The organism is Pseudomonas sp. W2I6, from assembly GCF_030815935.1.
In the GTDB taxonomy this organism is placed as follows: Bacteria; Pseudomonadota; Gammaproteobacteria; order Pseudomonadales; family Pseudomonadaceae; genus Aquipseudomonas.
In genome coordinates, this window is record NZ_JAUSXJ010000001.1 from 4,263,413 (window position 1) to 4,282,064 (window position 18,652).

Annotated in this window: 17 protein-coding genes; 8 read left to right on the forward strand and 9 right to left on the reverse strand. The window is 61.4% G+C overall.

Annotated elements, in window-relative coordinates; genetic code table 11:
- Positions 1-17 precede the first annotated feature (17 nt).
- The 7 genes from QF039_RS19470 to QF039_RS19500 all read right to left on the reverse strand — a co-directional run bounded on the left by QF039_RS19470 (position 18) and on the right by QF039_RS19500 (position 6,684).
- Positions 18-872, reverse strand: coding sequence for an alpha/beta hydrolase (locus QF039_RS19470; RefSeq protein ID WP_307520184.1), 855 nt, complete (start codon positions 870-872; stop codon positions 18-20).
- Positions 869-1,678, reverse strand: coding sequence for an alpha/beta fold hydrolase (locus QF039_RS19475; protein ID WP_177010081.1), 810 nt, complete (start codon positions 1,676-1,678; stop codon positions 869-871). Before QF039_RS19475 ends, QF039_RS19470 begins: the two co-directional genes overlap by 4 nt.
- A gap of 98 nt (positions 1,679-1,776) precedes the next feature.
- Positions 1,777-2,220 (reverse strand): hotdog fold thioesterase, encoded by a 444-nt coding sequence (locus QF039_RS19480; RefSeq protein ID WP_003217165.1) that lies wholly within the window; start codon positions 2,218-2,220, stop codon positions 1,777-1,779.
- Positions 2,221-2,251: 31 nt separating this feature from the next.
- A complete protein-coding gene (locus QF039_RS19485) occupies positions 2,252-3,919 on the reverse strand; it encodes an AMP-binding protein (protein ID WP_102369643.1) in 1,668 nt (555 codons plus the stop codon).
- Positions 3,920-4,854: 935 nt separating this feature from the next.
- On the reverse strand, positions 4,855-5,304 hold the full coding sequence (sixA, locus tag QF039_RS19490) for a phosphohistidine phosphatase SixA (protein ID WP_307520191.1): 450 nt from the start codon (positions 5,302-5,304) through the stop codon (positions 4,855-4,857).
- The gene (locus tag QF039_RS19495; protein ID WP_003210547.1) at positions 5,301-5,648 is read right to left on the reverse strand and encodes a DUF4389 domain-containing protein; all 348 of its coding nucleotides are present in this window, start codon (positions 5,646-5,648) and stop codon (positions 5,301-5,303) included. The genes sixA and QF039_RS19495 overlap by 4 nt, the downstream gene beginning before the upstream one ends.
- Before the next feature lie 10 nt (positions 5,649-5,658).
- Positions 5,659-6,684: an NAD(P)H-dependent glycerol-3-phosphate dehydrogenase gene (locus QF039_RS19500; RefSeq protein WP_003210548.1), complete on the reverse strand. Its 1,026-nt coding sequence runs from the start codon at positions 6,682-6,684 to the stop codon at positions 5,659-5,661.
- Between the two features lie 195 nt (positions 6,685-6,879).
- On the opposite strand from QF039_RS19500, the gene QF039_RS19505 reads away from it, so the two are divergent.
- The 6 genes from QF039_RS19505 to QF039_RS19530 all read left to right on the forward strand — a co-directional run bounded on the left by QF039_RS19505 (position 6,880) and on the right by QF039_RS19530 (position 14,289).
- Positions 6,880-9,012 carry a TonB-dependent siderophore receptor gene (locus QF039_RS19505; protein WP_178903803.1) on the forward strand — a complete coding sequence of 711 codons (2,133 nt, stop codon included), beginning with the start codon at positions 6,880-6,882 and terminating at the stop codon, positions 9,010-9,012.
- 20 nt (positions 9,013-9,032) lie between these two features.
- Positions 9,033-9,944 (forward strand): ABC transporter substrate-binding protein, encoded by a 912-nt coding sequence (locus QF039_RS19510; RefSeq protein WP_052024261.1) that lies wholly within the window; start codon positions 9,033-9,035, stop codon positions 9,942-9,944.
- Positions 9,941-11,842, forward strand: a complete 1,902-nt coding sequence (locus tag QF039_RS19515) for an ATP-binding protein (protein ID WP_177019615.1) — start codon at positions 9,941-9,943, stop codon at positions 11,840-11,842. Before QF039_RS19510 ends, QF039_RS19515 begins: the two co-directional genes overlap by 4 nt.
- Positions 11,843-12,090: 248 nt before the next feature.
- Positions 12,091-12,606: a 3-hydroxyacyl-[acyl-carrier-protein] dehydratase FabA gene (gene fabA, locus QF039_RS19520; protein ID WP_003210552.1), complete on the forward strand. Its 516-nt coding sequence runs from the start codon at positions 12,091-12,093 to the stop codon at positions 12,604-12,606.
- Positions 12,607-12,617: 11 nt separating this feature from the next.
- On the forward strand, positions 12,618-13,838 hold the full coding sequence (fabB, locus tag QF039_RS19525; protein ID WP_003210553.1) for a beta-ketoacyl-ACP synthase I: 1,221 nt from the start codon (positions 12,618-12,620) through the stop codon (positions 13,836-13,838).
- A gap of 220 nt (positions 13,839-14,058) precedes the next feature.
- Entirely contained in the window at positions 14,059-14,289 is a 231-nt protein-coding gene (locus QF039_RS19530) for a hypothetical protein (RefSeq protein WP_177116746.1), read from the forward strand.
- A gap of 57 nt (positions 14,290-14,346) precedes the next feature.
- Here the strand turns inward: QF039_RS19530 and QF039_RS19535 are convergent, their stop codons facing one another.
- Positions 14,347-15,972 carry a methyl-accepting chemotaxis protein gene (locus tag QF039_RS19535; protein ID WP_003210555.1) on the reverse strand — a complete coding sequence of 542 codons (1,626 nt, stop codon included), beginning with the start codon at positions 15,970-15,972 and terminating at the stop codon, positions 14,347-14,349.
- 148 nt (positions 15,973-16,120) lie between these two features.
- Positions 16,121-17,125 carry an amidohydrolase family protein gene (locus QF039_RS19540; protein WP_008434016.1) on the reverse strand — a complete coding sequence of 335 codons (1,005 nt, stop codon included), beginning with the start codon at positions 17,123-17,125 and terminating at the stop codon, positions 16,121-16,123.
- A gap of 140 nt (positions 17,126-17,265) precedes the next feature.
- On the opposite strand from QF039_RS19540, the gene QF039_RS19545 reads away from it, so the two are divergent.
- Positions 17,266-17,682 carry an OsmC family protein gene (locus QF039_RS19545; protein WP_003210558.1) on the forward strand — a complete coding sequence of 139 codons (417 nt, stop codon included), beginning with the start codon at positions 17,266-17,268 and terminating at the stop codon, positions 17,680-17,682.
- 64 nt (positions 17,683-17,746) lie between these two features.
- The gene (locus QF039_RS19550) at positions 17,747-18,619 is read left to right on the forward strand and encodes a pirin family protein (RefSeq protein WP_307520202.1); all 873 of its coding nucleotides are present in this window, start codon (positions 17,747-17,749) and stop codon (positions 18,617-18,619) included.
- Positions 18,620-18,652: the final 33 nt, after the last annotated feature.

Below are 18,652 nucleotides of genomic sequence, written 5' to 3' on the forward strand. Positions count from 1 at the left end.
CAGTTGACCCCGCCAAGTCAAGGCGTGGAGAAGAACCGATTGAAACAGTCTGCAACAAGGGTAGCGCCTGGCTCGTCATTCAGGTGCAAATGATGGCCACCGGGCAAGGTAGTCACCTGGAACGGAAGCCCGGAAAGCAATTCGGAATGTTTCGCCAACATGCCGTCTTCGGCGACCACCAACTGTGTCGGACAGCCGACTCGGCGCACGAAGGCCATCGCCTGTTCTTCTGTCAGGCGCATGGGGGAGGCCAGGGTCAGGCGGCTGTCGCTGCGCCAGGTGTAACCACCCGGCACGGGCATCAAGCCACGCTGGGCCAGCAGTTCGGCGGCTTCACGACTGACTGCCACCACGCCTTTCATCCGCGCTTCCACCGCGCGATCAAGGGTGTTGTACACCGGCTTGCGCTTGTCCTGCAGGTTCATTTGCGCCTGCAACGCCATGCCGAGGCGTTCGGCGGCGTTGTCTGCGGTGCCGATCGGCGGGATCACGCCATCAATCAATCCCAGGTGCGTCACCCGCTCCGGCAAGGCGCCGGCCAACACCAGGGAAACGATGGCGCCGAGGGAGTGGCCAAGTAATGCAAAACGTTTCCACCCGAGTTGTTCGGCGACTTGCAGCACGTCGTGGACGTAATCCCACAGGGAATAACCGGCGCCAACGGGTCGATGGGCCGAGTGACCATGGCCGGCCATGTCCAGCGCAACGATGCGCAGGCCATCGAGTTTCGGTGCCAGCCGGGCGAAGCTGTTGGCGTTGTCCAGCCAGCCATGCAGGGCAATCACCGGCAGGCCATCTTCAGGGCCGAACAGATGCGCCGCCAACTCGATGTGCGGCAGCGCCAGGCGGACTTCTTCGACGGGCGCAGTCATGCGCAACTGCGCTCGCGCTGGCGAGCTTCCCAACGGGCAAACAGGTTCTTGATCAAAGTGGCGGTGTCCTGTGGGCGTTCAAGGGGAAACATGTGGCCGCCGGGCATGGTCAGCATTTCGCCCATGGGCATGCGCCCCACGCCGCTGGCATGGTGACGCATCACCACCCGGCTCTGGCGACCACGCACCACCGCCAGCGGCACTTTCAGTTGCCGGGCCTGGCCGGGGCTGGTGTGGGGTACGCCGCGGTAGATGCTGATTTCGGTGGCCGGATCAAAGCGCAGGCGCAGGCGATCACCCACCGGCTCCAGGCCGTGTTGCAGGTAGGCATCAAAACAGTCGGGATCAAAGCCGCGAAACAAGGTCTTGCCAGCGAAGTACTGGCGCGCAGCCGCCAGGTCGGCGAACTCTTCACGACGGCCCAGGGTGCGCCCCGCCGGGGTCAGCCGGTCGATAAAACCGAAGCGCTTGGCCGCGCGGATCACCCAGCGATCCGCCAGGGTCAGCACCGGGGAATCGAGCATCACCACCCCGCGATACAACTGCGGGCAACGCATGGCCGCGTGCAAGTGCAGCACGCCACCCAACGAATGGCCCACGCCCCACACCGGCTCGGGTTGTTGCTCAAGGTGGTGGATCAGTTCGTCCACCAGGTTCTGCCAATTGTCATCCACTGGAAAACGGGGGTCGTGACCGTGCTGCGGCAAATGCGCGACGGCGTACTCCGGGGCCAGGGCGGCAAACAATTTGCCGTAGGTCGCCGAAGGAAAGCCATTGGCGTGAGCGAAAAACACGTGCTGCGACATACCTGATCCATCACCGTAAACAGAGTGTTGATTCTCCCCAGACCGGGCAGTCACGGCAATGACTGTAACTGCCAGGAATGATGACACTCACGCCACGCCTATCGGGCCGGCGGGGTCTCGCCCAGCGGCACCACGGCCATGGTCAGGCGCGACACGCAGCTGGCCTTGCCCTCATCGCTGGTCAGGCGGATGTCCCACACGTGGGTGGTGCGCCCGATATGAATCGGCTTGGCCACCGCCGTCACCCGCCCGCTGCGCAAGCCGCGCAGGTGGTTGGCGTTGATTTCCAGGCCCACGCAATAGAACTTGCTGGCGTCGATGCACAGGTAACTGGCCATGGAGCCCACGGTTTCCGCGAGTACCACCGACGCGCCGCCGTGCAGCAGGCCGTAGGGTTGATGGGTGCGGTGGTCGATCACCATGCTGGCCGTCAGGGACTCGTCGTCAAAACGTTCAAAGCGGATATCCAGTACTTCACCGATGGTGTTTTTCTGAATCGCATTCAGTTGCTCGATATTCGGTTGGGTGCGCCACAGGCTCATTGATCGGTCCTTATTGGTTTTATGTCAGTGCTCAATCCTGCCACAGCACGGCTTCGGAGCGCTCGCTCCAGGCCAGGAACTGCGACCCGTAGGCTGATTCAATCACGTTGCGCTTGATCTTCAAGGTCGGCGTGAGAAAACCGTTTTCCACCGCCCAACTGTCTTTCACCACCACCAGTTGGCGCAAGCGCTCATGTTTATCCAGCACCTGGTTGACCTCTTCCAGCAAGCGTTCAAGGCTGCCCTGCAAAGCCTGGCGCCCAGCGCCTGCGGCATCTTGCAGGCCCACGGCAGATAACACGCACAGGCCCATGGGCGCACTCAAGCCATCGCCCACCACGCACACCTGCTCGATGCGTGCATGTTCGGCCAGGCGGTTTTCAATCGGCGCCGGGGCCACGTATTTGCCTTTGCTGGTCTTGAAGATTTCCTTGAGCCGCCCGGTCAGCCGCAGGCGGCCATCGGTGCCCTGCTCGCCCTTGTCGCCGGTGCGCAGGAAGCCGTCGGCGGTGAGGGTCTCGGCAGTTTTTGCCGGGTCCTTGTAATAACCGAGCATGGTCGCGCCGCTGCGTACCTGGACTTCGCCGTCGTCACCGATGCGCACTTCGACGTCCGGGCATGGCGGGCCTATCCAGCCGAGTTTCTGCTGGCCGGGGCGGCACACGTGGGAGTAGCCGCAGCTTTCGGTCATGCCATAGACCTCCAGCACATCCAGGCCCAGCCGGCGATACCAGACCAACAGTGCTTCGGGCACGGGGGCTGCACCGGAGATCGCCACGCGCACAGCGTCCAGGCCCAACCCGGCGAGCACTTTGTGGCCGACCCGTTTGCCGATGAAGGGCAAGCGCAGCAAGGTATCGAGGCGGCTTGCGGGGATTTTGCTATAGACGCCCATCTGGAATTTGGTCCAGATCCGCGGTACGCCGAACAGCGCTGTTGGCCTCGCCCGTTTGAGGTCTGTCAGAAAAGTGTCGAGGCTCTCGGCGAAAAATACTGTCTGTCCGGTGTAGATCGAGGCCATCTCCACGAACATGCGTTCGGCGACGTGGCACAGCGGCAGGTAGGACAGCAGGCGATCGCCCTCCCCCAGGCCGAACAGTTCAGTGCCGCGGATGGCCGCGAAGGCCAGCGCGCCGAAGCTGTGCATCACGCCCTTGGGCAGGCCGGTGGTGCCGGAGGTGTAGATGATGGTGGCTAGATCGGATGCTGCGGGCGCGGGGTTGTCCTGAATGGGTGAGCAGGCTTGCAGGTCGGCCCAGGTGAAATCGAATTCGCCATCGGGGCACAGCGGCAGGCTGATGGTGGGCAGGTCGGCCTTTACTCCGGCGGACATGGCGGGCCAGTCGTCCAGTTTGCCGATAAATGCCAGTGCGGCTTCGGAATGCTCGAGTACGTGGGCGACGGAGTCGGCGGTGAGGTTGGGGTAGAGCGGGACCGAGACGTGGCCGGCCATCCAGATGGCGAGGTCGGCGATGATCCAGTGGGCGCAGTTTTTCGAGATCAGGGCGATGTGGGAGCCCTGGGGCAGGTCGCGGGCTCGCAGCCAGTGGGCGGCGCAGCGGGCCTGGTGACCGGCTTCGGCCCAGGTGAGGGTTTGGACCTCGCCGCCCTTGATGGGCTGAACCAGGAATCGTTGCCGTGGGTGGCGGGCTTCGCGGTCGAAGAAGACTTGCAGCGGCAAACGAATAGCGACAGACATGGACGCGCTCCTTTGTGTTCCGATGGTAGCCAACCAAGCACTTGCTTGGCTGACTATTTCATGGGAGCGCGGGGGGTGCAAGTTCTGCTGTTTTTGGGGGCATATCCGTTATTCAGGTAACGGCCGCTTATGGTTCCGCTCTTACAGCGGCTCACTTTTGAACAGCGCAAAAGTAAGCAAAACGCTCTTGCCCCACCACTCGGCACCTCGCTTAGGCTCGGTGTGCCCTCACTCCGGCTTTGGACCGTGGGCCGCCGTCATGGGCCATCCCTGGCCCAGGACGGCTAACCCGGCGTCCTGCCGGGTTACCCACGCTCCAAAGCCTGCGTTCGGCCAGCGTGGTTTAACGGGGCGCCTAAGATCAAAATCAAAAGCAGATCAAGAGCACAGCGGCCTACCGGCCGGCTTGAGTGTTAAAAGCAAAAGCAAATTCAAAAGCTAAAGCTAAAGCGGGCACGGTCAAATGTGGGAGCTGGCTTGCCTGCGATGGCATCGCCTCGGTGTATCTGAAAGACCGAGTTGTCTGCATCGCAGGCAAGCCAGCTCCCACAGAAAAGCAGATTTGTTTTCGCTCTGGTCTTTGCTTTTGCTTTTAACACTCAAGCCGGCCGGGAGGCCGCTGTGCTCTTGCCTTTGATCTGCTTTTGATCTTGATCTGCGGGCCCCGTCAACCACGATGGCCGCAAGTAGGCACGGTGGAGCGGGTAAATCGGCAAGGATGCCGATTTAGCCGCGCCGGGCCATGGATGGCCCGTCGCGGCGGCCCGCGGAATCGGGCCGGAGTGCGGGCATGCCGAGCCTAAGCGAGGCACCGAGTGGTGGGGCAAAGCGTTTTTTGGTTACTTTTTTAGGCGTTTGTAAAAAAGTGACCCGCTGTAAGAGCGGAACCATAAGCAGCCGTTACCGCAGCAACGGATATGTACCCAAAACCAACCTTAAGGACTCCGAACACTCAAAAGACTCATCAACCCCGCCAACGGAAAATCCCCCTCCAACTCCGCCAAACTCGCCGTACTCATAGCCTGCGGCTGCCGCAAATGCCCATGCTGCAAATAACTGATCAGCCCCCCCACAAACGGCTGATGGCTAACCAGCAACACATCATCGTCATTGTCGAGATGCTTGAGCACCTCCAGCGGATTACTCTCCGGCGTCAACCAAGGCACAGTGCGGATCTCAGGCTCAAACCCCAACGCCTCCCGCACCAACTGCGCCGTCTGCTGCGCCCGCACATACGGACTGGCAATGATCGCCCGAATCGGCTGCCCGATCAGATGCCCCGCACTGCGCAACACCTCATCGCGCCCATGGGCCGTCAAATTACGCTCGGCATCCGTACGCGCATGCCCCTCGGCCTCACCGTGACGCAACACCCACACCTTCATAGCTTGGGTTCCTCATCACGCGCCGGATGCGGTGCAGGCGGCACACTGTGAGCAGCCTCACCTTCCGGTGCACGGGGCGTCGGCCAATCGGCGAACGGCCAAGGCTTCTGATCACTGTGAAAACTGCCAAACCGCCCAATCTGCGCCAAGAACTGACTCAGGCTGTCACCAAAATTCATCAGCCCCAGGTTCGGTGCCCCATACACCAAGCGATAAACCAGTTGCACCACCACCAGCGCGCCCAGCAGAAACTGCGCCACTTGCCACACCAGGGCAAACACCAGCATCCACAGGACACGCAGGCCGATGGACTCGTACTTGGGTGCTGCTTTCGGATCGTTCATGACGCGTTCCTCAGTTGAAACCACTGGTGGAAATAAAGTCGACATCGGTCTTCGGCTCGGCCCGCATCAGCAACTCGATGACCTGGTTCAAGGTGCGCCCTTCAAACAGGATCGCGTGCAACCCGGCAACCAGCGGCATATACACCCCGACCTCCTGAGACTTGGCCTTCAGCACCTTCAGGGTGTTGACGCCTTCCGCCACTTCGCCCAAACGCGTCACGGCGTCTTCCAGGCTCAAGCCCTGGCCAAGGGCAAAACCGACCTGATAGTTGCGGCTTTTCGGTGACGAGCAGGTGACGATCAGGTCGCCCACACCCGCCAGGCCAAGGAAGGTCATCGGGTTGGCGCCCTGATTGACCGCAAACCGGGTCATCTCGGCCAGGGCGCGAGTGATCAGCATGCTCTTGGTGTTTTCACCCATGCCCAGCGCAACCGCCATGCCGGCGATGATCGCGTAGACGTTCTTCAACGCCCCGCCCAGCTCGACGCCGAAACGGTCGGCACTGGCGTACACGCGGAAGGTGCGACCGTGCAGCACCTCCTGCACCCGCTCGCAGAGTTCTTCGTCTTCACTGGCGATCACCGTGGCAGTCAGCGCGTGCTCAGCCACTTCCCGCGCCAGGTTCGGCCCGGACAACACGCCAATCCGCGCTTCGGGGGCGATTTCTTCAAGGATCTCGCTCATCAACTTGAAGGTGTGCGCCTCAATGCCCTTGGTCAGGCTCACCAGCAGCTTGCCCGCCAGCCGCTCGGCATGGGGTGCAAGCACCGAACGCAGGGCGCTGGAGGGCAGCGCAACGAAGCACAGGTCGCACTCGTCCAGCGTCGCCTGTAAATCAGTCACCGGCTCCACGGCCGGCAGAATCTTGATGCCTTTAAGGTAACGGGGGTTTTCCCGGTTGACCCGAATGGCTTCGGCTTGCTCGGGGTCACGCATCCATTGGCGCACCCGGTGACCATTTTCAGCCAGCAGATTAGCCACGGCGGTACCAAAACTTCCGCCTCCCAGGACCGCAATAGGGCGCTGTTCAGTCATATGCAATCCGTTAATCCATAGCAGTGGCGATGGCCGCATTATACGGAGCGACCCGCCTGCGGCCAGCCCCCGCGTCAATTCAAACGCTTGTCGGAAAATGCGACATTTGTGCGAAGTAATTACAGGGCCGACGACTGGCAAAAGGCCCCACCTCAGTTAACATGGGCGGCTATCCGTAATTATCAAGGCCGTGCCGTGTATTTGGGCCCTCCTCCTCGCTCATCCCTTCTGCTGACGTTGTTGTGCATGCCGTGGTGCAGTGTGCCGGTGCTGGCTGACGACCTGTTCCTCGACAGCCAGCCGCTGCCGCAGGTGCTGACCGCCACCCGGCTCAAGCAATCGGCCGCCGCCGTGCCCGGCAGCATGACGGTGATCGACGCCGAGTTGATCAAGGCCAGCGGTGCGCGGGATATCCCCGAACTGCTGCGGCTGGTGCCCGGGATGATGGTCGGCTACACCACCGGCAACCAGGCCGCCGTGAATTACCACGGCACCCAGGCGGGCGATGCGCGGCGCATGCAGGTGTTGATCGATGGGCGCTCGGTGTACCGCGCGGGCCTGGCCACGGTGGACTGGAGCGATATTCCGGTAGCCCTGGAAGACATCGACCGCATCGAGGTCTTCCGCGGCCCCAATACCGTCAGCTACGGCGCCAACGCGCTGATGGCCGTCGTCAACATCCTCACCCGCTCGCCGGCCAACAGCCATGGCACGCGGATGAAACTCACCCAGGGCGGCCGAGGGATCAACGACTGGTACGCCAGCCAGGGCATGGGCTGGGACACCGGCGATTTGCGCCTGTCACTCTCCGGTCAACAGGACGATGGCTTTGACAGCGACCGCGTGGGCGCTGACCGCCGCGACGGGCGCCGCCTGAACCGCTTCAGCCTGGCCGTGAGCCAGACCCTGAACGCGCAACAAAGCATCGACTGGCAACTGGACGCCAAGGAAGGCACCAACCAGCGCCCTTACACCTACCAACCGGTGTTCGACGGGATTACCGAAGGCGGTAACAATTCCGACGTCAGCGCCAAGGACTATGCCGGTTCCCTGCGCTGGAACTTCGACTTCAACCCCGATCACAGCCTGTATATCCAGGGTTCGGCCCAGCAATGGGATCGCCGGCAGATCTGGCGCGCGTGCGATGCCAAGGTCTCGTTCAGCCCGGAACTGACGCAGCTGTGGCAGCTCAACCCCAACTATGCCGAGCGACTGGCCCGGCACATGAACAACTTCAACCCCGGCAACCTTCCACCCGGCAGCGCCGCCGAGCAGGCACTGGCCCGCCAGGTGCTCCAGCAATGGGGGGACGGCGGCAAGGACCCGGTCTGCGGCAACATCGACCAAAGCACCAAGGAAAGCCGCTACGACCTGGAGCTGCAAGACACCCTCAGCCTGTCCGACAGCCTGCGCCTGGTCAGCGGCATGAACTACCGCTACGACCGCGCCGACTCCGACACCTACTTCAACGGCACCCTGGACGACACCACCTGGCGCCTGTTCGGCCACCTGGAATGGCGGGCCAGCGAACACTGGCTGCTGCAGGGCGGCGCAATGTACGAAGACACCCACCTGAGCGGCAACTCGCTGACGCCACGGGTGGCCGTCAACTACCTGATCAACCCGCGCCACGGCCTGCGCGCGGTGTACTCCGAAGCCATTCGCTCCCCGGACATGTTCGAGAACAACGTCAACTGGAGCTACCGCGTCACCAACCTCAGCTCGCCGGCCTACGGCCAGAACTCCGGCCAATACTTCGTGGTGACCCGTGGCCCGGGCAACCTCGACAAAGAGCTGATGCGCTCCCGGGAGCTGGGCTACAACGGCTTTTTTGCCGACATCGGGCTGAACGTCGACGTGAAGCTGTTCTACGACGAAATCAGCGAAATGGTCAGCGAGCCGCTGCGCAACAACCAGTACATCGCCAGCAACTCGAACAGCTCGCGCTTTACCGGCACCGAAACCCAGCTCGACTGGCACATGAGCACCGCCGACCGGCTGCGCGTCACCTATGCTTATGTGGATGCCAGCGCCACCAACCCCCTGGACAGGCAGCAGACCGCCCGCAACAGCGGCTCGGCCGGCTGGATGCGGGAATGGGGCCATGGCTGGTCCAGCGCGGTGTTCTACTATGGCGACGATGCGCTCAACCAGTATCGCTTCGAAAGGGTCGACCTGCGGGTGGCCAAGCGCATTGCCTTGGGCAAAGCCAACGTGGAGCTGGCCGGCATGTTGCAACAACGCCTCGACAATCAGCCCACCACCTGGCCCGACAACAACTATGACCAACGCCACGTGCTCTACTTCAGTGCGGAGTTAGAGTTCTAGTGGACAGCGACTCGTCACGGATGACCCTCCCCTTTACCGCCCGGCTCTGGCGGTGCTGTGTGTTGCTTGGGGTTTTACTGTTCGGCGCACCGACATGGGCAGCGGATATCCTGCTGACCGCCGACGAAGACGGCCCGGGCGTACAAACATTCGTCCAGGCCCTGGCCCTGCAGCGTCCCGAAGACAGCGTGAAGTTCACCCCGCTCAAGGACCTGCCCGCCCCTGCAAACTTGCCGACCAGCACCCGCCTGATCCTGCTGGACCTGCCCAGCCTTGATTGGCGCCTGCAAGACGCCCAGGGCCCACCGACCCTGGTGCTGCGCATCAGCCGCCTGCAAGCGCGCCAGCGCCTGGGTGCCACGTTGCCTGCGAAGATCAGCCTGCTGTGGAGCGACCCACCGCTGGACCGACAACTGCGCCTGATCACCGGCATCCTGCCTCAGGCCCGGCGCATCGGTGTGCTCTATGGCATCGACAGCGAGTTCCTGCTGCGCGAGCTGCGCCAGTACGCCGCGCCCATGGGCCTGGAGATCGTGCCCCAGCTTTGGGAAAACATTAATGACAGTCGCCCGCTGCAAAGCCTGTTCAAGAACAGCGACGTCTTGCTGGGGCTGGATGATCCCCAGCTGTACAACCCGAAAACCGCGAAAAACCTGCTGCTCAGCAGCTACGCCAGGCAATTGCCACTGGTCGGGCCCAACGCCGGGTTCGTCAAGGCCGGCAGCCTGGCCAGCACCTACAGCGATCAGACCGACTGGCTGGATGTGCTCGACCGCCTGCTGGATCATGCGCCGGCCAGTTGGCCGCGCTCGCTGTACCCGGAACGTTTCAAAGTCGTAGGCAACCCGCAGGTTGCGCGCTCACTGGGGATCGAACAGGTGGACGAAACCAACGTCGCCGCCCGCCTGGCCGAAGGAGAAAAACGCCCATGACATTTCGTCGCCGTTGGGACATCAACACCCGGACCCAGCTCATTACCCTGGGCCCGGCACTCCTGCTGACGCTGCTGTTGATCAGCTTCTTCACCTTCGTGCGGATCCAGGACCTGCGCCAGGAACTGGACCACACCGGCCAGTTGATCGCCAACCAACTGGCGCCGGCCACCGAATACGGGGTGATTTCCGGCAACAACGACGTGCTTGAAAGCCTGTTGCGGGCCACCCTCGCCACGCCGCACGTGCGCTTCCTGGAGATTCAGGACAGCGCAGAAAATATCCTGGTGTATGTCGAGCAACCGTCGGAGAAGCACGATCGCTCGCTGTCGGTGAAAGTCTTCCAGGCGCCGATTCGCCTGCAACATATCCAGCTGGGCAATGACTTCTTCCAGGACAGTACTGCCGAGCCCAAGGCCCCGCGCGCGGACTACCTGGGGCGAGTGATTGTCGGCATGTCCAACGATGCGTTCAGCCAGCGCCAGCAGGAAATCCTGTTCAAGGCCGGGATTCTCGCGCTGTTCGCCCTGCTGTTTACCTTCCTGCTGGCCCGGCGCCTGGCGGCCAGCCTGTCGCAACCGATCAGCGCCATGGGCAATGCGGTCAAGGCGATCCAGCAGGGCGATTACCAGACGCCGCTGCCCATCGTGGATGACTCGGAGCTGGGCGACCTGTCGCGCCACATCAATAACCTCGCCGATGGCTTGAACCAGGCCAGTCGTGAACAGCACCAGGCCATGGCCCAGTTGATCCAGACCCGCGAAGAAGCCGAGCGGGCGAACAATGCCAAGTCGGACTTCCTGGCGATGATGAGCCATGAATTGCGCACGCCGATGAACGGGGTGCTGGGCATGCTGCAACTGCTGGAAACCACCGACATGACCGAGGAACAGACTGAATACGCGGCGCTGGCCTCGGAGTCCACCGAACACCTGCTGAAGGTGATCAACGACATCCTCGACTTCTCGCGCATCGAGCGCGCGGCCCTGGAGCTTGAGCACATTCCGTTCGACCTGGTGGAGCTGATCAGCAGTTGCGCCCAGGCCTTCCAGCACGCCGCCCAACAACGCGGGCTGGCGCTCGAAGTGCCGATCCCCCAGGGCCTGGGCTCGCTGCAGGTACAGGGCGACCCGACCCGCATCCGGCAGATTTTGGTGAACCTGATCGGCAATGCCCTGAAGTTCACCGAGCAGGGCACCGTCACCGTCGAACCCCACTGGCAGACCCTGGACCATGAATTGCTGTGGTTCACCTGCACCGTGCGCGATAGCGGGATTGGCATTTCCGCCGAGCGCCTGGAACTGATGTTCGATGCGTTCCAGCAAGCCGACAGTTCCATTTCAAGACGTTACGGCGGCACCGGACTGGGACTGCCTATCGCACGCACCCTGGCCGAACGCATGGGCGGCACCCTGCGCGCCCAGAGCGAAGAAGGCCACGGCTCGGTGTTTACCCTGGAAATCCCGCTGGCGATCTACCAGCAGAGCTTGCCGGTGCTCGCGCCGAATACCGAAGGCAATGCCCGTGCGGGCGAAGGGCGCAACGTGTTGCTGGTGGAAGACAACCCGGTCAATCGCACGGTGGTCGAAGCCATGCTGCGCAGCCTGGGGTTCGAGGTGAGCATCGCCACCGACGGCGCCGAAGCGATTCGCAGCGCCGAGAGCCTGATTTTTACCGCAATCCTGATGGACTGCCGACTGCCGGGCATCGATGGCTACGAGGCTACCCGGCAGATTCGCCAGTTGCCCGGTTGCGCCGAGCTGCCAATCATTGCCCTCACGGCCAATGCCTTGCAGGGCGATCGCGAAGCCTGCCTGGCAGCTGGAATGAACGATTACCTGGCAAAGCCGTTCAAACGCACGGATTTGCAGCAAATCCTGCAGAGATGGGTGCAGTAACACGGTGCCATCAGCCAACTGCGACTGGCGTGAAAGACGAAAGTGCGGCAGTCTTAGGCACCCGAACGGGCCCGTAAACCGGCCCGGTTTATAATTTCAGTGCACAAGTGTACATTCATGACCTTGACGCTGTGACTTTCACTACAACGCAATAGTCTATGTGTAGGCTGCCGATATGAGGCATGAACGCTTCAGTCGGCCGGGAAGATTTGCCCTGCCCTGCCGCATGGGATTATTGAGGAGCTCGCATGACCAAACAAAACGCCTTTACTCGGGAAGACCTGCTGCGCTGCAGTCGCGGTGAGCTGTTCGGCCCAGGTAACGCGCAACTGCCCGCCCCGAACATGCTGATGGTGGATCGCATCACCCATATCAGCGAAGAGGGTGGCAAGTACGGCAAAGGTGAATTGGTCGCCGAGCTGGATATCACCCCTGACCTGTGGTTTTTCGCCTGCCATTTCGAAGGCGATCCGGTGATGCCGGGCTGCCTGGGCCTTGACGCCATGTGGCAGCTGGTCGGTTTCTACCTGGGCTGGCAAGGCCTGCCGGGCCGCGGTCGCGCCCTGGGTTCGGGCGAAGTGAAGTTCTTTGGCCAGGTCTTGCCGACCGCCAAGAAAGTCACTTACAACATTCAAATCAAGCGCGTCCTCAAGGGCAAGCTGAACCTGGCCATTGCCGATGGTTCGGTGACTGTCGACGGTCGCGAGATTTATACTGCCGAAGGCCTTCGGGTCGGCGTATTCACTTCCACTGACAACTTTTAAGGGTTATCCGCATGCGCCGCGTCGTTATCACTGGTCTGGGCATTGTTTCGTGCCTGGGCAATGACAAAGAGACCGTCTCCGCTAACCTGCGTGCAAGTCGCCCTGGCATCCGCTTCAACCCGGAATATGCCGAAATGGGTCTGCGTAGCCAGGTTTCCGGCTCCATCGACCTGCCCCTCGAAGAGCTGATCGATCGCAAGATCTATCGCTTCGTCGGCCACGCAGCCGCTTACGCCTACCTGGCCATGAAGGACGCGATCACCGATTCCGGCCTGAGCGAAGACCAGGTGTCCAACGTACGCACCGGTCTGATCGCCGGTTCCGGTGGCGCGTCGACCTTGAACCAGATGGAAGCGCTGGACATCCTGCGCGAGAAAGGCGTCAAGCGCGTTGGCCCGTACCGCGTCACGCGGACCATGGGCAGCACCGTTTCCGCCTGCCTGGCCACACCGTTCAAGATCAAGGGCGTGAACTACTCGATCTCCTCCGCTTGCGCCACCAGTGCTCACTGCATCGGTACCGCTGTAGAGCAGATCCAGTTGGGCAAGCAGGACATCGTGTTTGCCGGCGGCGGTGAAGAAGAACATTGGAGCCAGTCGTTCCTGTTCGACGCCATGGGCGCCCTGTCGACCCAGTACAACGAAACCCCGGACAAAGCCTCCCGCGCCTATGACAAGAACCGTGATGGCTTCGTCATTGCCGGCGGTGGCGGCATGGTGGTGGTCGAGGAGCTGGAACACGCCCTGGCCCGTGGTGCGAAGATCTACGCGGAAATCGTCGGCTACGGCGCGACGTCCGACGGCTACGACATGGTTGCGCCAAGCGGCGAAGGCGCCATCCGCTGCATGCAGATGGCCATGTCCACCGTTGATACCCCGATCGACTACCTGAACACCCACGGTACTTCGACTCCGGTCGGCGACTCCAAGGAAATGGAAGGCGTGCGTGCGGTATTCGGCGACAAGGCTCCGGCGATCAGCTCTACCAAGAGCCTGTCGGGTCACTCCCTGGGCGCCGCTGGCGTTCACGAAGCGATCTACTGCCTGCTGATGATGGAAGGCAACTTCATGGCAGGTTCTGCCAACATCGAGGAACTGGACCCGGACGTGGCTGACATGCCTATCCTGACCAAGACTCGTGAAGATGCGACCATCAATACAGTGATGAGCAACAGCTTCGGCTTTGGTGGCACTAACGCCACCCTGGTGCTGAAACGCTGGCAGGGTAAGTAAGCTCTCGCAGCTTGATCGCCTGAAAACGCCCCGACTGGTTCGGGGCGTTTTTTTACCCGTTTACCGCGCTTACAGTGGCTCACTTTTGAAAGCCGGAATGCGTGCCCAGTCAAAAGTAAGCAAAACGCTCTTGCCCGATCACTCGGCACCTCGCTCAGGCTTGAGTGTTTAGAAGCAAAATCAAAAGCTAAAACGGGCACGGTCCAATGTGGGAGCGGGCTTGCTCGCGAAGGTCGTTAACGATGACGCTGGCATCCTGATTCAACGCGGCGTTCTCAGGTTTTCGCCGGCAAGCCGGCTCCGACAGAAAAGCGGTTCTGCTTTTGCTTCTAACACTCAGGTCGGCTTCCAGGCCGCCGTGCTCTTGCTTTTGATCTTAGGCGCCCCGCCGACAGGCGGGGCAGAGCGCTTTGGTTACTTTGCCGCTTTTTTGCAAAGTGATTCGCTGTAAGAGCGAAACCATAAGCCGCCGTGACCGCAGCAACGGATATGCCCCCCCCCCAACAACCTAAACCGAAAACCGAGCCACCATCGTGTTGAGATCCACCGCCAACCGCGACAACTCCTGGCTCGCCGCACTGGTCTGGTTCGCCCCCGCCGACGTCTGCTGTGCCAAATCGCGAATATTCATCAAATTGCGATCCACCTCCCGCGCCACCGCCGCCTGTTCTTCCGAGGCACTGGCAATCACCAGGTTGCGCTCGTTGATCAGGGTAAACGCCGAAGCAATCTCCTCCAGCGCCGTCCCCGCCGACTTGGCGATATCCAACGTTGACCGCGCCCGAGTATTGCTCTGCTGCATGGAGCTGACAGCCTGATCAGTCCCCTGCTGAATCCCACTGATCATCTGCTCGATTTCCTGGGTCGACTGCTGCGTACGATGGGCCAAGGCACGCACCTCATCCGCCACCACCGCAAACCCACGCCCGGCATCCCCAGCTCGCGCCGCTTCGATGGCGGCATTCAGCGCCAGCAAATTGGTCTGCTCGGCAATCGAACGAATCACATCCAGCACCTTGCTGATGCCATATACCTTCTGCGCCAGGTCCTCCACCTGAGTCGCATTGGCCGTCACATCATCCGCCAGGGACTCAATCGACAACACCGTCTGATGCACCTGCTCGCGCCCGTGCTGAGCGATACGATCCGACTCCCGCGATGCCTGGGACGTAGCCACCGCATTGCTCGCCACCTCCTCCACCGCCGCCGTCATCTGGTTCACCGCAGTAGCCGCCTGCTCAATTTCCTGACTCTGCTGATGCAACCCACGGGTGGCATCTTCGGTCACGCAACTAAGCTCTTCGGAAGCCGACGCCAACTGGCTGGACGAGTCGGAAATACGCCGAATGGTTTCCCGCAGGCTCTCCTGCATGCTTTTCAGCGCCTGCTGCAAACGCGCCGGCTCATCCTGGCCGCTGACAGTAATCACCCCGGTCAGATCGCCACTGGCCACACCCTGGGCGACTTTCAAAGACTGGGATAACGGCAGCACAATACTGCGGGTCAGCAACAATGCCAGGCCGATGGTGATCAGCGCCGTCACGGCAATCATGCCAACCACCCAACTGCGCGATTGCGTGAACACACTTTGCGCCAGGCTCGCCGCCTGATTGGCACTGACCTTGTTCAACGTCACCAGCTCACGCAGGGTGCCGGCCAGTTCGTCGGCCAACTGGTTCATCTCGCCGTTGACCACCTTGATCGCGTCTTCCAACTGATTCGCCCGGGAAAACGCCATCACCTGTTCCTGGCGCTGCAGGTAACGCTCTTCCTCGGTTTTAAAGCGATCGAACAGCACCCGCTCTTCAGGCAGCACGATCAAACCTTCATAGAGGGACTGAGCCTTGTGCAGGCCGCTTTTCAGCTCGGTGATTTTCTGCTCATTCTGCGTGATCGCCTGCGGGTCGCGGTTAAGCAGCAGCCGCAACGTCAGGGCCCGTACCCGCAGCAGGTCCTGATTCATCTCGCCGACCGCCATCACGCTGGGCAGCCAGTTGTTTTCCACCTGGTCAGACTGCTGGCGCATATTGCCCATCTGCAACAAGGCGAACCCGCCCAGGGCAAACACCATCAGCGCCAGCAAACCAAACCCCAGGCCGGCGCGAGGGGCGATATTCAGACTTCTGATATTCATGCTCGGAATCCTTCCAAAAGCGCTGCATCCACCTGCAGCGGGCTCTTGAAAGCTATCGGCGAGTTGAGACGTTTGCCTAAGACGAAAACGCGATATCAAAACGCCTTATGATCGCCCCGCCCCGGCTGTAGCGATTCAGCTAAACCCATCACCTGGGCTTGGGCAGAATCGCCAGGAAATTGTCCCGCGCGACCTTTCTGGCCACATCCTCAGGCAACGCATCGAGGAACGGGTCAAAGCTGCGCATTTCCTTACCGAGCTTGTTGAAGCGTCCTACTACGTCTGAGCCAAGCATGAAGCGGTCCGGGAAGCGCTCCACCAGCTTTACCCACTCAGGGCGTGCCTTTCCCGCCTCATCCAGCAAGTAAGGCGTGAGCACGCTCCAGGACAGGTCGACGTACAGGTTGGGGTAAGCCTCCAGCATGCGCGCCAGGGTCGGCAGCAAAAAATCCATCTGCGTCTGGTGCCGATGGATCTCCATGCTGCTGCCCGCATGGGCCCAGATAAACCGGGTGTGCGGGTGATTACGCAGCGGCTCTTCCATTTCCGCCAGGTACAACGGATTTTTCTCACGCTTGGAGGTGATGTTGGAATGCACCATCACCGGCAGATCATTCTCCGCGGCCAGGTGATAGATGCGGGTCATCGCCTCGTTGTTGGCCCTTGGGGTGTCGCCGGAGGTCAGCGCGGTCAGGTCGTCGTGACGGGTGAAGACTTCGCCGATGCCTTGCCAGAGCCCAGGATTGAGGTCGAGCATGCGCTGGATATGGGATGCGGCATTTTTATCGTTGGGATTGAAACCACTGAGGAACGGATGAAAGCGCTGACGTTGCTCCGGGCTCAATTTATTGACCGCATCGGCGACGAACACGTCGGTGGCGCTGTACCAATAGGCGTCGGCGTCGTCCCCGGCGTAATAGCGCGGCCGCTTGGGTTCGTCCTCATGCCATTTCTTGGCCACCGGTATGCCGGAAATCATCACATGCTCGATGCGATTATCGGCCATGGCCTTGAGTAATTTATCCATGCCCGCCGACTCCTGGAAGAAATCGACGTAATGCAGGTGTGCATCGCTGTAGGCATAGTCGCGAGCCTGCACCGCAAGGCTTGCGGCGGTCAGCAACAGGGCAATACTCAGGCGGGTCCGGCGCACGGGGGTATCTCAAACAAGGGCTAATGCCGGTAGACCTCGGACCGCGCCTGCGGGTTCAGCGGTAAACAACGGGGAACACCAACGTGCCAGCATGCTCTATAACTGCATGAGCTTCTTCCTGCCACCCTGTGAGGTTTGCCATGCCTGTTACCGTGAACACGCTGAACGCCGAAAACTTCCGCCACAGCGTCAATATCAATAACCACGAGCTGTTTACCGACCTGCCCAAGAGCCTGGGCGGCGACGATTCGGCGCCCTCCCCCCACGATTACTTCGACGCCGCACTGGCGTCCTGCAAGGCCCTGACCGTCAAGCTCTATGCGCAGAAAAAAGACATACCGCTGACCGGCGTGACCGTGGAAGTCACCCATGACAGCACCGAAGAGCAAAAGGGCAAATACAAGCTCAACGTCAAACTGACCCTCAAGGGCGTACTCACTGACGAGCAGCGCGACGAGCTGCACCGCGTGGCGGATCGCTGCCCGGTGCACAAGCTGATGACCACGGCCGAAGTTACCATTGAGACCCGGCTCTCCGAAGGCGCCTTCAGCCAGTAGCGGCAACCTCCCGTCGAGCGGGTTATGCTCAGTACCATCAGACCCGCTCAGACTGGGAAGCACCATGACCACCGTGACCGTGATTCGCCCGCGCGCCGAAGATGTGGAAGGCCAACCGATCCTGCGCCCACTGCCCTCCAGGCAATGCCGCAGCGTCGGGCCTTTCGTGTTTTTCGACCATATGCTGCAAACCCGTTATGCCCCGGGTACCGGCATGAACATTCGCCAACACCCGCACATCGGCCTGTCTACCCTGACCTACCTGTTTGAAGGCGAACTCCTGCACAAGGACAGCCTCGGCTCCGATCAGGTGGTCAAGGCCGGGGACGTCAGCTGGATGACAGCCGGCAGTGCCATTGCCCACGTTGAACGCAGCCCCGAGGCGTTGAAGGCCAGTGGTTTCAGCCTGCACGGGTTGCAAGTGTGGCTGGCCTCCCCCAAGGAACATGAACAAGGGCCTGGGCATTACAGCCATCATCCGGCCGCCAGCTTGCCGGTGAGCGATAACCTCGGCGTGCAGATTCGCCTGATTGCCGGCAGTGGCTTTTGCCTCGAATCGCCGGTGCCGGTGTTGTCGCCCACCTTGTATGCCGAGGTGCGGATGCAGACGGCTACCACCCTGCTGATCCCGGATGAGCATGAAGAACGGGCGGTGTATGTGCTGGAGGGTGAGGCGCAGTTGGATGGCGAAGCGCTGGAGGTGCATAGCCTGGTGGTGTTGCCGGCAGGCGCAAGCATGGGGCTGTTTGCCGAGACTGATTGCCACCTGGTGGTGTTCGGCGGCGCGGCGCTGGATGGGCCACGGCGGATTAACTGGAATTTTGTCGCGAGTGATCCGGCGTTGATCGAGCAGGCTCGGCAGCGTTGGGCGGCTGGGGATTGGCCGACAGTGCCGGGGGAAAGTGAGCGGATCGAGTTGCCTGGAGGCAAGGCTTAAGCGCTTTATTGCCTGTGAAACAGCCTTCGCGAG